The 15,357-nt window shown below is 45.2% G+C and carries 12 protein-coding genes; 2 read left to right on the plus strand and 10 right to left on the minus strand.

What is annotated here, in order from left to right; genetic code table 11:
* Nucleotides 1–122: 122 nt before the first annotated feature.
* Nucleotides 123–2,963 (plus strand): Hsp70 family protein, encoded by a 2,841-nt coding sequence (locus tag MSG36_RS12725; protein ID WP_248368183.1) that lies wholly within the window; start codon nucleotides 123–125, stop codon nucleotides 2,961–2,963.
* Between the two features lie 171 nt (nucleotides 2,964–3,134).
* Here MSG36_RS12725 and MSG36_RS12730 read toward each other — a convergent pair whose 3' ends face one another.
* The 8 genes from MSG36_RS12730 to MSG36_RS12765 form a co-directional block, all read right to left on the minus strand.
* Nucleotides 3,135–3,350 carry a hypothetical protein gene (locus MSG36_RS12730; RefSeq protein ID WP_012604204.1) on the minus strand — a complete coding sequence of 72 codons (216 nt, stop codon included), beginning with the start codon at nucleotides 3,348–3,350 and terminating at the stop codon, nucleotides 3,135–3,137.
* A gap of 268 nt (nucleotides 3,351–3,618) precedes the next feature.
* The gene (locus tag MSG36_RS12735) at nucleotides 3,619–4,092 is read right to left on the minus strand and encodes a DUF2947 domain-containing protein (RefSeq protein ID WP_017060433.1); all 474 of its coding nucleotides are present in this window, start codon (nucleotides 4,090–4,092) and stop codon (nucleotides 3,619–3,621) included.
* 152 nt (nucleotides 4,093–4,244) lie between these two features.
* On the minus strand, nucleotides 4,245–4,832 hold the full coding sequence (gene rimJ / locus MSG36_RS12740) for a ribosomal protein S5-alanine N-acetyltransferase (protein ID WP_017060432.1): 588 nt from the start codon (nucleotides 4,830–4,832) through the stop codon (nucleotides 4,245–4,247).
* Nucleotides 4,833–4,850: 18 nt separating this feature from the next.
* Entirely contained in the window at nucleotides 4,851–6,395 is a 1,545-nt protein-coding gene (gene tyrR / locus MSG36_RS12745; protein ID WP_048611644.1) for a transcriptional regulator TyrR, read from the minus strand.
* Between the two features lie 123 nt (nucleotides 6,396–6,518).
* Nucleotides 6,519–7,571 (minus strand): TIGR01620 family protein, encoded by a 1,053-nt coding sequence (locus MSG36_RS12750; RefSeq protein ID WP_248368185.1) that lies wholly within the window; start codon nucleotides 7,569–7,571, stop codon nucleotides 6,519–6,521.
* Nucleotides 7,572–7,585: 14 nt separating this feature from the next.
* Nucleotides 7,586–8,959, minus strand: coding sequence for a YcjX family protein (locus MSG36_RS12755; protein ID WP_017067718.1), 1,374 nt, complete (start codon nucleotides 8,957–8,959; stop codon nucleotides 7,586–7,588).
* A 211-nt stretch (nucleotides 8,960–9,170) separates the two neighbouring features.
* On the minus strand, nucleotides 9,171–9,356 hold the full coding sequence (locus MSG36_RS12760) for a hypothetical protein (RefSeq protein WP_004734731.1): 186 nt from the start codon (nucleotides 9,354–9,356) through the stop codon (nucleotides 9,171–9,173).
* 164 nt (nucleotides 9,357–9,520) lie between these two features.
* A complete protein-coding gene (locus tag MSG36_RS12765; protein WP_017068776.1) occupies nucleotides 9,521–11,038 on the minus strand; it encodes a fumarate hydratase in 1,518 nt (505 codons plus the stop codon).
* A gap of 254 nt (nucleotides 11,039–11,292) precedes the next feature.
* Here MSG36_RS12765 and pabB point away from each other — a divergent pair, with 254 nt between their 5' ends.
* Complete coding sequence (gene pabB, locus MSG36_RS12770; RefSeq protein ID WP_248368188.1) at nucleotides 11,293–12,672, plus strand: aminodeoxychorismate synthase component I; 1,380 nt, start codon at nucleotides 11,293–11,295, stop codon at nucleotides 12,670–12,672.
* A gap of 160 nt (nucleotides 12,673–12,832) precedes the next feature.
* On the opposite strand, the gene MSG36_RS12775 is transcribed toward pabB, so the two are convergent.
* Entirely contained in the window at nucleotides 12,833–14,551 is a 1,719-nt protein-coding gene (locus tag MSG36_RS12775) for an ATP-binding protein (RefSeq protein WP_248368191.1), read from the minus strand.
* Nucleotide 14,552: 1 nt separating this feature from the next.
* Nucleotides 14,553–15,095, minus strand: a complete 543-nt coding sequence (locus MSG36_RS12780; RefSeq protein WP_248368193.1) for a heme NO-binding domain-containing protein — start codon at nucleotides 15,093–15,095, stop codon at nucleotides 14,553–14,555.
* Nucleotides 15,096–15,357: the final 262 nt, after the last annotated feature.

Below are 15,357 nucleotides of genomic sequence, written 5' to 3' on the forward strand. Positions count from 1 at the left end.
CTTTATCAATGCATTTGTCAATCTAGTCCTGCCTGTTTCTCAGGAATGACGTTTACGAATAACAACAATAAGACCAAAGCTATCAAAAAACTGGTCATCACTCTGGAAGAATAAGGTTTTGTATGGCAACTCCTCGTTTTTTAGTCGGCATTGACTTAGGCACAACCAATACGGTTGTCGCTTACTGTGAAATCAACGACGACCTACAACATGCTCCCGTTTCTCTTTTCGATATTGACCAACTCATCGGCCCAGGTGAAGTGGTTCGCAAGCCCCTACTTCCATCCTTTCGTTACCACCCAGCACAAGGTCAAATCTCCCCTTCTGACCTGACAATGCCGTGGGAACCAAGCCCCGTTGAAGGCGATATTAACAACGTTATCGTCGGTGAATGGGCGCGTGAATTAGGCGCTAAGGTTGAAGGCCGCCAAGTATCGAGTGCTAAGAGTTGGCTATCACACCAAGCGGTTGATCGTAACTCCGACATTCTGCCTTGGGCTGGCGCAGCTGATGTCGATAAAGTCTCGCCAGTTGTGGCGAGTGCAAGCTACCTCAACCACATTCGCCAAGCATGGAACTACCGTAACCCGAGCAACAAGCTTGAAGATCAAGATGTTGTGGTTACCGTTCCTGCTTCCTTCGATGAGACAGCGCGTAAGCTGACACTCGAAGCCGCAGAACTGGCGGGCTTAGGTAAGATTCTGTTACTCGAAGAGCCGCAAGCCGTTTGTTATGACTGGTATGCTCGTCACCAACAAACCGCAGCAGATGAACTTCAACAGATCCCGCTGATTCTAGTGTGTGATGTTGGCGGTGGTACCACCGATTTAAGCTTAATTGAAGCCAAATTCGATGCGAACAACGACGGTAATAACGAGCTCGCACTCGACCGTATTGGCGTTGGTGAACACTTGATGCTTGGTGGTGATAACCTCGATTTAGCACTTGCTCACCTTGCTGAGCAACGCTTCAATCAAAACAAAAAGCTGAATGCTTCTAGCCTAACCAAACTGATTCAGCAAACTCGCGCCGCAAAAGAGAGCCTACTTTCTGCCAATGCACCCGATGATGTGAAGATCACCATGCTGGGCAGCGGTTCAAAGCTACTTGGCGGTACTAAAAGTATTGGTTTAACCAAACAAGAAGTTCATCAAATCGCATTGGAAGGTTTCTTCCCGCTTTCTGAATTTACAGAAGTGCCTGACAAACGCCGCAGTGCGGTGGTTGAGTTTGGTCTGCCTTACGTGGCTGACCCTGCGGTGAGTAAACACGTTGCAGAATTCCTAGCAACACACCAACAAGTATCTAAAGCCGCATTAGAAAACTCAGACTCTATTGAGTTCGATGACACCAAACCTGCAATTCCAGTTGGCGTGCTGCTAAATGGTGGTGTGTTTAACAGTGAATTGGTCACTGAACGAATCACACAGCTACTGGGCAACTGGAACGGCTCTCCAATCACAGTGCTTGATAACCCTCATCCAGATTGGTCTGTTGCCCTTGGCGCGGTTGCCTTTGGTAAAGCCCGCCGTGGTGCACAACTGAAAATCGGTGGTGGTGCCGCTCGTTCTTACTTCTTGCATCTACAAGAGAAGAACAAGATGGGTAAAGCGCTTTGTCTGCTTGCCAAAGGTACTGAGGAAGGACAAGAGATACGCTTAAACAGCCGTCGTTTCTCGCTGACTTTAGGAGAGCCAGTACGATTTAATCTACTGACTTCAACACACGATCAAATTGCTCATGACACCGCTATTCAAAACGGCGTGATGGTCAATGTGGATGCCGACTTGTTCTCCCCTCTTCCACCGTATATTTCTACGTTGGAAGGTTCAGGTACTGCAGAACTTCAAGCCAACCAAAAAGAGCGTGTTGAAGTGCTGCTCGCTTGTCAGTTAACCGAAGTCGGCACACTGAAAATGGAGTGTGTGAGTACAGAAGATGACTCTAAACGTTGGTTGCTTGAGTTTGAAGTAAGAAACAAGCAAGGCGATGAATCTGATACCTCCGCGCTTCACCCAAGATTGGAAGAGTGTAAGGAATTGATTTCTCGCCTCTACAGCGGCAACAAGAAGAGTGCTGAATCGAAAGAGATCAAAACGCTATCGAAAGATCTTGAGAAGCGACTAGGTAAACGCGATGAATGGGACTTCACGACCCTTCGTCATCTGTTTGATACGTTCTCATTAGGTCGTAAACGTCGTCGCCGCTCAGAGGCACACGAGAAGAACTGGCTACGTTTGGCAGGATACTCGCTACGTCCTGGCTTTGGCGATCCAACGGACTCATGGCGTATCGAACAGATTTGGGGCCTTTACCAACAGAACATTCAGTTTAAAAACCACCAAGGCTGGACAGACTGGTGGGTATTCTGGCGTCGTGTCGCTGGCGGACTTAACCAAGAGCAGCAAGAGAGTATCTTGTCGGACATCGCTAAGTACCTTCACCCAGGTGCAATGAAGAACCCTAAGACAGCCAAAGATGCGCAAGACAATGGTTATGAAGCCATGGTTCGTTTAGCGGCGTCACTTGAGCAACTTGAGGTTGAAGACAAAGTACTGCTGGCAAGTTGGTTCTTAAGCAAAGCGATTAACCATAATCAGTTTGAGCAAGCGCACTGGTGGGCGCTAGGCCGATTGGCTTCAAGAACACCTTTGTATGGTAGCCAACACAGCGTGATTCCTAGAGAACAAGCTGAACAATGGTTGCCGAAACTACTTGAGCAGAACTGGCATAAAGAGCAGATGATCGCCTTTGCAGCGGTGATGATCTGTCGAAAAACCGGTGACCGTCAGTTTGATATCTCTGACGACTATCGCAATCAAGTGATTGAGAAGCTTAAGCAAAGCAAGGTACCTGACTCATGGTTAACACTAGTGAGTGAAGTGACTGAGCTTTCTGAGAGTGAATCTAAGCGTGTGTTTGGTGATGCGTTACCAAGCGGATTAAGCCTAATCAATAACTAGGTTTGAAAACGATTAGCTTTCGTTGCTAATGGTAAAGAAGCTAGCAAGAAAAGAAAAAGCCACTTTCGATTCGTTGAAAGTGGCTTTTTTATTGGTGGCTTAAGGCTGGTATGTGTAATCGACTTATAGCTTTTTGGTTAAGAGCCTTAGCCGTGTTGCAGTTCATCATTGTTAATGTTTGGTTCCAGTTGGGTTGATAGGAAAATCCGTATTTTCATAAATGTCAGATAGTTTTTTCGGTTTTTTCTCTTTTGCTCCTTTGTTTGATTGATTATGAGTTTCGCTTAAAAGCCATTCCTCATGCATTTTTGCTGAATCCAAAAACTCTGGATCCTCCATTGCTTCCTTGCGAAGTTTATTTACACGTTCGAGAGTATCCCAAATCATAATACTTCACCTCCACTAAGGCAGTAATATAAAGATAGCTCAACCCCATAAAACTTCAACTAACCCAATGAGATAGCGATCTCAATTTCGTAATTTACCCGCATTGAACGAATGAAAATGGTCACCTTTGTCAGCGCTCAAATAGTGGGTACTTTTCCATGATCTTCGAAGATCATCAGGCACAAAAAAAGCGAGCTCAATGCTCGCTTTTTGTTTATCTATCTGCTGTTCGAATCACCAACACCTGCTCGATTAAATCACACCGAGGTTAAGCACGGTTACCGATTTTTACCTTGCCATTGGTAGCAAACCAAAGGGCTTCTGAACGACGGCGACCAATTAAAATCGGGCCATCATCGTAGAACAAGAAGTTCTTCCAATGCTTCTTGAAAATCGCCCATTTGGTTTCAAGAACATTGTACTTTTCGTAACAAAAATAAACAGTTACGTCATCTTGCCAATCAATAAAGTTAAGAATCTCTTCTGGCATTTCAGGCTCATCCGCTTCCCAATGCGCCATCCAGCTGATCTCTTCATTCCAGTTCGATGCCTTGCTTGGCCAGTCTTGCGAGCTCAGTCGTTCTGCGTCTGGACTTTGAGGGCTCACGTTCTCTTTCCAGAACTGAGATGCTCTCGCCTGTGTCATTGGCTTAATCTTTTCCAAGTCCTCTGCCGGCAGCGGCATTGACTGGTGGGTGAAAATCCATTTTCTTTGGTATTCGTCCAAAGTTGTGTATGACATCAAAATTCCTCAAATATCTTCTCAGGCTGATGGATTTACCATGCCTATCTGTTCTTTTTGATGCAGTGACGGTTTCATTTTATCTATGTCGTCACTGCCTCTAAATCTGTATTTACGCTTAATTGATACTTACGCCTAATGACTATTGGTCTCTATACAGCGCGTCTATCTTCCCAGTTTGGGTTAACTAATGCGGTCAGTATATGGTCTTCCCATTTACCGTTGATCTGTAGGTAGTCTTTAGCAAAACCTTCTCGGACAAAACCAAGATGTTCTAATACACCAGCGCTACGTTCGTTGTGGGGCATGTAACCCGCCATTAAGCGGTGCATGTTCTGCACATCAAACATGTAGTCTTTGGCCATGCTCAAGCCTCTGCGCATGTAACCGTGCCCCTGTGCACTTTGCGCCAATGAGTAACCGACATTACAAGCGTAGAACGGGAAACGCGACAAATTACTGAACGATATGGTGCCTAACATTTCATTAGAGTCAGCGTTAATCAGTAAACAGTAATAGCCTAGCCCCATTTTATGAAGCTCGTTTAACTTGATCAGTCGCTGCGCCCAACTCGCTCTATCAAAGAACGCGTCTTCGCGAATCGGCTCCCAAGGTTTCAGGTACTCTCTGTTAACCTGAAAGTACTCGCTGATCATGCCAGCGTCATCGATTTCAGCCGTGCGTAGAATCAGATTACCATCATGCTTATAAATGCGCTCTGGTGTACTCAAATCTTCCATAATCTTGTTCTTATTCGATCAGTTCTTTCTGATACCGTAATCACGAAGCTTATTCGCAATTGAGGTATGAGATACATTCAAACGTTTTGCTAGCTTACGGCTTGATGGGAAAGACTGATAAAGCTTCTCTAGAATCTGAGATTCATAGTCTTTCATTATTTCATCGAGCGAGCCATCTAAGCTCAGGTTCGCCATTCCAGCCGTCATTGTTTCAAGCTGTGGCAAATGGAATTGCTCAACCGTTAGTGTGTCTGAATCCAACTCTGTTAGTGCGCGTAGAACCATGTTGTCTAACTGACGAATATTGCCCGGCCATTGGTAATTGCCAAGCTGGTCGACTAACTCTTGAGTCAGTTTTGGTTTCAACATACCTAACTGCTGCGCGTATTTCGCAACGAACAGTTCCAACAGCGGCGCTACGTCGTTTGAGCGTTCACGCAATGCTGGAATAGACAGAGTCAGTACATTCAAGCGGTAGAACAAGTCTTCACGGAACGAACCCGAGTCGGCTAATTCAGAAAGACGATGGCGCGTTGATGCGATAATACGAACATCCGCGTGCATCTCTTCTTCTTCACCAACACGACGGAATGAACCATCTTGTAGGAAACGCAGCAGTTTGATTTGTAGATGCGGGCTCATCTCGCCAATTTCATCTAAAAATACCGTACCGCCATTCGCTTGCTCGAAAATGCCTTTATGACCTTGCTCATGGTTGAATGAACCCGGCGCATGACCAAACAATTCCGTTTCCGCTACGTCATCAGGCATCGATGCACAGCTTAGAATCAAGAATGGGAAAGAAGAACGATTTGAACGGTTATGACACGCTTTTGCTAGCATCTCTTTACCCGTACCCGTATCGCCTTCAATTAATAGAGGCTGATCCAGCATAGCCAATTTCTTAGCTTGGCTGATCAAGGCTTTATGGCGATTAGAGACACCAACAAAGTGTTCGAAACCTAGGTTGTTCTGTTCTGGGATTGAATCTGGCGAGTTCATCTCTTGATTACAAGAACGAATCGTCATTACTGCGCTTGCCAGTACCGCTTCGTTGACATCACCACCAAGGTAAATCGGCAGGATCTCAATAGAGAAATCTAAACCATCCAACACGACAACTTCACGATGACGCGTTACATCGCCTTCGATCCAGCGAGCAAAGTTAAAGCTAGGAACAAACGTCGCTAGCGGTTCACCGATGACTTCATCTTCTTGTTTGTTGAAGAGGTTCAATGCAGCGTGGTTAGCCATATCGACTGAGCCTTTAAGGTCAATCGCAATCACAGGATCAGGTAGGTTTGCCAGCAGAGCAATCAGCTCTGTGTTATGCCTTTCGCTTGGCATAAATTGGATTTTACGTACATCCTTCACACCTGAAATTCGGCGAATTTCAGCCATAAGTTCACTAAAAGCATCAAAATCGATATCAGGGCAGTTTAGGTAAATAATGCCTTTAACATCAATTTCGATTCCTCTTAAATCAATGCTTTTTGAGGCCAAGATATCGAGCAACTCACGCGTTAAGCCGAGTCTGTCTTCACACAATACTTCAAGACGCACAAATAGTCCTATTATAGGTGTCAGGATAAGTTGACAGTAGTGTGGATTAAGCTCTGAGTTCAGTCAAGAAGAAGAGTAAACATATGTTTACTCTTCTTCTCAAACTATTGAGCTTCAAATGCCTTATTTGAGAGTGATACGCTTTATTTCAGAAAGGACGGCTTTGCGAAGATCTGATATTTTTACTTTTCGCTCATTATGCCAAGGCATAGGACGCAGCAATGTCATGGCTTTTAAACCCAGTCTCGCAGTGAGAATACCGACACCGAGCCCCTGCCCTGCTCGAGCTGAAACCTTGCCTGCAAGATCCATCGAGACGAGGTCCATACTCGCGTCTATCGCAAGTTCACTGGCACCCGCAGCTGCCATGTTGATTAACACCAGTTTAAATAGCTTAATACGAGACCAGTAGCCAAGCTCAATGCCATACACATCAGCAAGCTTGTCTATCATGGTGAAATTTCGCCAAGCCACCAGCAACATATCAGCCGCTGCCAATGGACTCACCGCGACCAAAGCCGCCGATTCGGTCGAGAACTTAGTGACGATTTGAGTCGCAACCTTATCTTGTTGACTCACGACTAACGCATCGTACATATCCAACACTTCTGCATCACTGTGTGCTGGGTTAATGCTGTTTCGCCACTTATCGTACGAAGGAGACTCAGCGATAATGCCGCCTTGCTTGGCGATGTTTTCACAGAACGCTTTGCCCTTGCCGACACTTTGACTTTGGAGTAGCTCTTCACTCTGCTCTTGCACACTAAAGTGATCTTTAAGTGAGCGCAGTTTCCACAGCTCTTTGCCTATTGCGCCTAAACCCAATGAAGCAATGGCAGCAATAAAGCCAGCCCAACCTAACGCAAGCCAGTCAGCCGTTTGAATCGCGGTAATCACCGAATCAATTGCCTGCCATCCAACTAGACCAGAGAAAGCGACCAATAAACCCGTTCCAAACCACTTCTTCTTTTTGCTCGGTCGAATCACTTGTTCCAATTGCTGCTCAGCTTCACCATCAAGTTCGGCTTCCACTTGCGGTGCGACAGGGACAAATTTCTCTTGCTCTGTGAACAGTTGTTGAGCGCCTAAATCCGGGCCAGCTTCGCTCTTGTCTTGCTCATCAAAAGAGGTCTTCAACGGTTCATTAAAGACCTGCTTTGTTTTTAATTCACTCATTTTGATTGCCTCAATTACTTCAACTTGTCGCCAATGAGATACTCTAAAACCTTGTCGACTCTTAGATGTTGGCAAGGTTCATCGGAATGTTGCTCCATCGGTCTAAAGCTCGTGAAATCAAACTGGTTGGTTTCCCAATACTGTTTGTTGGGCAACTTACGCGGCACCTCTCCCGGATACATGGTTTGAGGGACATTATCCAAAGTCACACCTTGCAACGCCGGAACATTGTCTGAGCCAGACGAGATATAACCTGCGCTGGTCGCTTGAATAGACGCGATGCTCATACAACTCATATCTATGTGTTCAAACGCCGCCTGTTGCCAAGCCGGATGCACCATCTGTTGTAACAGTGACACCAAGTTCGGATGTTGATCCGGTGTCACGTGGTCAGCCTTGGTGGCTGCAAACAAGATCTTGTCGATCTTCGGCGCGAATAAACGTCTTAAGATATTGCTTCGACCGTACTTAAAGCTCTTAAGTAACTGTTCTAACGCGCCACGCATATCCATGAAAGAGTCATAGCCCGCATTAAGTGGTTGTAAGCAATCCACCAACACGATTTGTCTGTCGAACGTCGCGAAGTGATTCTTGTAGAACGCTTTCACGACCTTCTGTTGATACTCTTCATAACGCGCTTTCAGTACCGCATAGTTACTTGTTTTGGAGAACTTACCTTCAGGCGCGATACACGGAAAGAATTGCAACACAGGCGCGCCTTCAAGCTCACCGGGTAATACAAATCGACCCGGCTGCACCCAATGCAGTCCGTTACTTTTACAAGTATGAAGGTACTGAGTGTAGCTATCGGCAATCGCGACCAGTTTCTTTTCGTCCGCTTCTGCTAGCAAATCGATATCACCACGCATTGCGTTCCACTGTTGGGAGTAAGTTTCTCTGTCGCCTTTCAATGCGGCAAACTGAGATTGGCTCCAGGTATCGAAGTCCATATCCAGTAACGGCAAATCAAGCAGCCACTCTCCTGGATAATCGACAATATCGAGATAAAGCGTACTGTTTTTGCTCAGTAGCTTTTTCGCGCCCTTCGCAGGCTTATATTTAATGGCTAGACGAATCTCACTGACATCACGCGTTGGCACTGGCCATTCTGGTGGCTGTGCATTCAACGACTCCATCGCTTCATCATAAGAGAAGCGTGGAATCATCATGTTGTGTTGCGGGATGCGCTTTGCGCCAATAATTCTTCCATCTCTCGCTGATGCAAGTAGCGGTAGATTTTTGTGGGTAGACGTATGAAGAAGCTGATTAACCAGCGAAGTAATGAATGCTGTCTTACCCGCACGAGAGAGCCCCGTGACCGCTACTCGAATATGAGAATCCGTTCCTCTGCTTATAAAGTCACTCATTTCTTGAGTTAGGTGTTTCATTTGAACGACTCCGTGATAGTTAGGCTAGCTGGTTATGATAATAGAGAGGCAAGCCTATGTTCTTTCCCAGTTGGGATAGTTTGTATGCTTTTGTTTGTTCTTTTGCTAATAGTGGTGAGTATGCAATATCCATTCTTAATGCTAGATGAATAAAAGCCCCTGACTACATTCATAATCAGGGGCTTTAGAATTTTTGCACGATATCCGACGTTTAATCGTCTTCAATCAACTTGTAGATAACAAACAGTGCAATCTCTGCAATTAGCCAAAGCGCACATGTAATCGTCACGTATTTATTATCAAAGATACTGATCCCTTTCAAGATCAGGTCGTAGCCAACAAAAGCACCAATCACCACTGCCAAGATAATTTGTAGGATCTGAATAAAACGAGGCATTCCTCTCTCCTATGTTCTTATATCAAACTATGTGTTTATCACTATATCATTGATAATATGACAAAAGTGCAGATAATGCTGCACTTTTGTCTTTAACTTTCTGTCAAAAATTGCAATTCAAACACTGAAGTTAACGACAATTACAATTTTTTGGCGTCGGTTAATTACGCTTTCTCAGCTTCAGCAATCTTCACTTTCCAAGTGTCAGGGCCGATCTGGTGTGCGTTCACGCCGTTAGAGTCAACCGCTACCGTTACAGGCATATCTTCAACTTCAAACTCGTAAATCGCTTCCATACCGAGATCTTCAAACGCAACTACACGTGCTTTTTTAATTGCTTTCGCGACTAAATAAGCTGCACCGCCAACCGCCATTAGGTAAACCGCTTTGTGCTCTTTGATTGATTCAACCGTTGCAGGGCCACGTTCCGCTTTACCGATCATGCCCATAATGCCAGTTTCGTTCAGCATCATGTCAGTGAACTTATCCATACGTGTTGAAGTTGTTGGACCTGCAGGACCTACCGCTTCATCACCTACAGCATCAACAGGACCCACGTAGTAAATGAACTTGCCTTTGAAATCAACGCCAGCTGGTAAGCCTTCGCCGCTTTCTAGCATGCCTTGAATACGTTTATGAGCAGCATCACGACCGGTTAAGATCTTACCTGACAGAAGAACCGTTTCTCCGGTCTTCCACTCTTGTACGTCTTCTTTAGTCACTTCATCAAGGTTAACACGGCGTGTATTTGCGCCCGCTTCCCAAGTGATGTCTGGCCACTCTTCTAGTTTAGGTGGCGTTAGCTCTGCTGGGCCGCTGCCGTCTAGTGTGAAGTGAACGTGACGCGTTGCTGCACAGTTCGGGATTAGGCAAACTGGCTTAGATGCTGCGTGCGTTGGTGCAGTTTTGATTTTCACGTCAACCACAGTCGTTAGACCGCCAAGACCTTGTGCACCAATACCAAGCTTATTTACACGGTTGAAGATGTCTAAACGAAGCTCTTCTTCTGCGTTCTCTGGGCCTTTTTCGATAAGCTCTTGAATATCGATGTGTTCCATCAAAGATTCTTTTGCTAGTACCGCTGCTTTTTCAGCCGTACCGCCGATGCCTATACCTAGCATGCCCGGTGGACACCAGCCTGCACCCATTGTTGGCAGCGTCTTCTCTACCCATTCTGCAATATCATCAGAAGGGTTCAGCATAACCATCTTGGTTTTGTTCTCAGAACCGCCGCCCTTAGCCGCGATTTGAATTTCAACTTTGTTGCCTGGAACCATATTAATGTGGACAACCGCTGGTGTGTTGTCTTTGGTATTAATACGCTTACCTGCAGGGTCCATTAGGACAGATGCACGCAATGGGTTATCTGGGTTGTTGTAAGCTTGACGAACGCCTTCATCAACCATCTGTTGTACTGTTTGATCCGTTTCCCACCTAACATCCATACCGATGTTCACGAAACAAGTAACAATACCCGTATCCTGACAAATTGGACGATGGCCTTCCGCAGACATGCGTGAGTTGATAAGAATCTGAGCAATAGCATCTTTAGCTGCTTGGCTCTCTTCTTTCTCGTACGCTTTTTCTAGGGCTTGGACAAAGTCTAAGGGGTGATAATAAGAAATGTACTGAAGTGCGTCAGCGACACTGCTGATCACATCTTGCTTACGAATAACCGTCATTGCATGCCTCTTTATTGTTCTGGTTCCATGTGGGTTCACAGTTTGGCTATCTATGCCAAATCGAATTAGGTGGTTTAGCTTTTTATTGTGTTGAGCTGTATTTAGTTGCTTTAGCAATCGCTTGCATAGCTTTAAACTAAACCACTTGGATTACTCCGTTCTAATCAAGAACCCATTTTATTTTCAATTTATGATACTCTTGCTTCCTCTCACACGCCATGCAGTGATCGAACTCTTTGTCACAAATTAAACAAATGAATAACAACGAATTTCGCTCTATCCAAATCAAGCCGCTTGAATATCAATCAACTTTAGCTAAACAGCTGTTTTCCCATATTGAAAACCTGCCGTGGGCAATGCTATTACGCTCCGCTTCAGAAAGCCACGTTGATAGTCGATACGATATTTTAGTTGCTCAACCCATCGCCACCTTCGAGACAATCGGTGCAAAAACGACCGTTAATGTTAATGAGACGTGGGAGGTTTCAGACTCCGATCCTTTCGAACTACTCGACCAATATCAGCAACAGTTATTGCCTGCGACTAAAGAGCACACTGAGCTGCCATTCGTTGGCGGCGCTTTAGGCTATTTCAGTTATGACTTGGGGCGCAGAGTCGAGACACTTCCATCACTCGCAACGCGTGATATTGAAGCACCTGACATGGCGGTTGGCTTGTATGAATGGGCTGTTATCGTTGATCACCAACTGAAAACGGCGTGTATTGTCGGTAACAATATCGATGAACATCATGATTGGCTGATGCAGAAAATGGGTCAATCACACCTAACACATGCGCCCTTTGGATTAACCACACCGTGGAAATCCAATATGAGCGAAGAGAGCTACGCCACCAAGTTCGATAGCGTTCAAGAATACCTGTTATCCGGGGACTGCTATCAGATCAACTTAGCTCAGCGCTTCAATGCTCAATACCAAGGCAGTGAATGGCTGGCTTATGACAAGTTAGAGCAGTACAACTCAGCGCCCTTTTCGGGTTTTATCCGTTTGGCCGACTGCGCAATCATCAGTGTTTCGCCAGAGCGTTTCTTAGAACTCAAAGACAATGTGATTGAAACCAAGCCAATTAAAGGCACACGACCTCGTTCTGAGAACCCGATGATTGATGATGCTAACGCGCAAGATCTTGCAAGCGCCGATAAAGATCAGGCGGAAAACTTGATGATCGTCGACCTACTTCGTAATGACATTGGCCGAGTGGCAAAACCGGGCACAGTGCATGTACCAAAGTTGTTCGATATTGAGAGCTTCCCTGCCGTGCACCACTTGGTAAGCACGATACGAGCAGACCTTGATGAGCAATATTCTGCGACTGACCTTCTGAGAGCGTCTTTCCCTGGAGGGTCGATTACTGGCGCACCAAAAGTTCGCGCGATGCAGATCATTGAAGAGTTAGAACCGCATCGACGTTCAGCGTACTGCGGCAGTATTGGCTACATCAGCCGAAATGGCAGAATGGACACCAGCATTACCATTCGTACATTAGTCGCCGAGAATAATACGCTTTATGCATGGGCTGGCGGTGGTGTAGTGTTTGATAGTGAGTGTGCTTCTGAATACCAAGAAACACTGGATAAGCTGAGTCGAATTCTACCGGTACTTGAAGATTGCTAAACCTAGCGTCATTAACTGCGAGTTCCGCTACTTAATGACGAGTTCTGCGGCTTAACGCTCAGCAAAAGCTCTATATAAGAAGAAACCGAAGGATCTGAAGGTCACTTCGGTTTTTTAGTCTTTGAACCAGTGCATTGCTCACAACGCTTTATTCACGTGTTTAAGCGACCTTCACCGCAGAGACACCCCATTTCTTAAGCATCTCTTTAAGATCATTGGCGGTGTAAGGCTTACTCAAAATATCATCCATTCCACACTGAATACAACGTTCGCGTTCTTCAAGTGTCGTTCCGGCGGTCAGTGCCACAATAGATTTAACGTAACCCTTCTCTCTTAGCTTCTCTGTTGCTTCAAACCCGTCCATAACAGGCATTCTGCAATCCATGAATACAATGTCGTATTCGTTGTCTAACGCGAGTTCAAACCCTTCGACACCATTACTTGCGATAGCCGGTTCAATCTCATGTTTACGAAGCATTTGTTGGATGATGATCTGGTTCATTTTAATATCATCAACCACCAGCACTTTAAGTAGTGACAATTCCACTTCAGACTCGAAGCCCTTGGCGACACTATCACTCTCAGCCGGAACATCGACAACTTGAAGAGGAATCGAAATGGTAAACGTCGTGCCTGAACCAACGACACTGGTCACCCCAATATCACCATTCATCAGAGCCACCAGTTTGCGACAAATCGCTAACCCAAGTCCAGTGCCCTCATAGTTTCGGCTACTTGAGTTATCTGCCTGCGTAAAAGGTTCAAACAGCGTCTTATGCGCCGATTCAGCAATCCCTAACCCGGTATCTTCTACAGAGAAAACAAATTGGTTATTGTCCCACTCGATATCAACATTCACATGCCCATCTTCAGTAAACTTAATTGCATTACCGATTAAGTTCACAAACAGTTGAGTGATGCGCTCTAAATCGCCTTGAAAATGGGAGGGAACGTTTGACGCAACACTGATATTGAATTCGAGCTGCTTCTCAATTGCTCGATTGACGAAGATGCTTTCAATCGTGTTTCTCAAATCACGTAGGGCAAATTTCTTTGGAATAAGCTCCAACATCCCTGCATTGATTTTGCTGTAATCCAATAGATCATTAATGATGGTTCTGAGAAACTCTCCAGACTGGCTCAGGTTGTTCACTATTTCACGCTGAGAACTGTTGAGTTCGGTATCACTGATCAATTCGGCACTACCTAACAAGCCATTAAGCGGAGTTCTTAACTCATGGTTAATCATGGCCACAAAGTCACGCGTTGCCCTTTCGGACTCTTCCGCTCGTTTACGTGATTCAATATTTCGGTTAATCGCTAGCTGATGAGTCAAGGCACTGCAGATGAGGTCGGTCACCAACAACAGTTGGCTTTGTATAAACTCGTAGTCTTGGTCTAACAACCTGACTCTGACGATTAACGCGCCGACTATGACTTTTTCAACCTCTAAGGGCACGGTCAGTAGGTTGTCTTGCCAATGAGGTTCTTGAATGTCTTGCTCTAACACCTCGACGGTCTCATCGCCATAATCATAGGTCTGCAACTGAGGGATGAGCTTGGGAGGTAGAATCAAACGACTGGCTTCGATTAAGTAACTGTTAGTCACGTTCGTCGTTAGTTCAGATAGCATGACATCATCGAGATCATTTCTTAGAAACGCGCGCCCAAAATCAATCAACAGGTTGTCGATTTGTTCTTGGAATTCAATGCGTCGTATATTCGCGTTGGAGCGCTTTTCTAACTGACGCAAAGCAAGCTCAAGTTGTTGGTTAGCCTTGAACAGCTCGAGGCTCTTCTGTTCCAACAATCCTTCAGCCGCTTTTCTTGCCGCGATTTGACGCTTAAGCTTCTTCTCTAGGGCAGATGCCAGATCCATATTACTTTTCTACTTTGAGATTAAACCTAACCACGCTTTGGTCATCATTTTGTGGCGTCATCTCCACCGCGATAGATTCACCGTGGTATTCAGCGCATCCTTCTATAAGTCCTAAGCAAACATGAGACATACACCTTGCGCTTTTGTAGTCAAAAACAAGTTGTGCTTCGGTCGTGGTGATAAAACTGAATTCAGGTGGCTCAGCATCTGGATAGAGCTTCTTCACTTCAACGTGAATGTAGCGCTCTACGTGCTGAATAAATTGAAAGGTGGTCGTGCTATGAGCAAGGCTCGCTTTATTCGGTAATGAGGCCAGTAAGTTCTTAAATACAGACTGCCCAAACACGCGTTGCAAGCTTGCCGCATCAATATCGGTTTTTTTGCTCAGATTAATGATGAGTTTAACCAGATCTTTGTGATCGTAACTTCCGACAGATGTGTAGATCCCTTCATCTTCTGACATCTCTAGAACTTCTTCCAAAAGCTCTAACCCAAACTTGTCTTCAACAAGCTCTAAAAATTCGGTGAATATGATTCCTTTCATCTCATACCTTTTCTTCTATTTCTTTTTAGAATGGTTCACTAAGTCATTGTTATCAAATTCTTAAACGCAAAATCTACGCTTCGTAACCCAATTTTATGACATGGGTAACGCTTACTCGCAGATGTGTACATATTGAATATAGCAAAAACCAGCATTTTAAGGATGTCAGTCACTAAGTGGCCCTTAATTACGCCTAGTTAATCGCTAAACTAAAAGTAAGTAAATGAAGACACACTCAAAATTGGTAATCAGCCCACGGTTA

This window comes from Vibrio sp. 1CM8B (genome assembly GCF_023161685.1).
GTDB classification, from domain to species: domain Bacteria; phylum Pseudomonadota; class Gammaproteobacteria; order Enterobacterales; family Vibrionaceae; genus Vibrio; species Vibrio coralliirubri.

Bases quoted from the DNA above. Each gene is read 5' to 3' on its own strand.
- MSG36_RS12725 (WP_248368183.1), top strand. From the start codon at position 123: ATGGCAACTCCTCGTTTTTTAGTCGGCATTGACTTAGGCACAACCAAT.
- MSG36_RS12730 (WP_012604204.1), bottom strand. From the start codon at position 3,350: ATGATTTGGGATACTCTCGAACGTGTAAATAAACTTCGCAAGGAAGCA.
- MSG36_RS12735 (WP_017060433.1), bottom strand. From the start codon at position 4,092: ATGTCATACACAACTTTGGACGAATACCAAAGAAAATGGATTTTCACC.
- rimJ (WP_017060432.1), bottom strand. From the start codon at position 4,832: ATGGAAGATTTGAGTACACCAGAGCGCATTTATAAGCATGATGGTAAT.
- MSG36_RS12750 (WP_248368185.1), bottom strand. From the start codon at position 7,571: ATGAGTGAATTAAAAACAAAGCAGGTCTTTAATGAACCGTTGAAGACC.
- MSG36_RS12755 (WP_017067718.1), bottom strand. From the start codon at position 8,959: ATGAAACACCTAACTCAAGAAATGAGTGACTTTATAAGCAGAGGAACG.
- MSG36_RS12760 (WP_004734731.1), bottom strand. From the start codon at position 9,356: ATGCCTCGTTTTATTCAGATCCTACAAATTATCTTGGCAGTGGTGATT.
- MSG36_RS12765 (WP_017068776.1), bottom strand. From the start codon at position 11,038: ATGACGGTTATTCGTAAGCAAGATGTGATCAGCAGTGTCGCTGACGCA.
- pabB (WP_248368188.1), top strand. From the start codon at position 11,293: ATGAATAACAACGAATTTCGCTCTATCCAAATCAAGCCGCTTGAATAT.
- MSG36_RS12775 (WP_248368191.1), bottom strand. From the start codon at position 14,551: ATGGATCTGGCATCTGCCCTAGAGAAGAAGCTTAAGCGTCAAATCGCG.
- MSG36_RS12780 (WP_248368193.1), bottom strand. From the start codon at position 15,095: ATGAAAGGAATCATATTCACCGAATTTTTAGAGCTTGTTGAAGACAAG.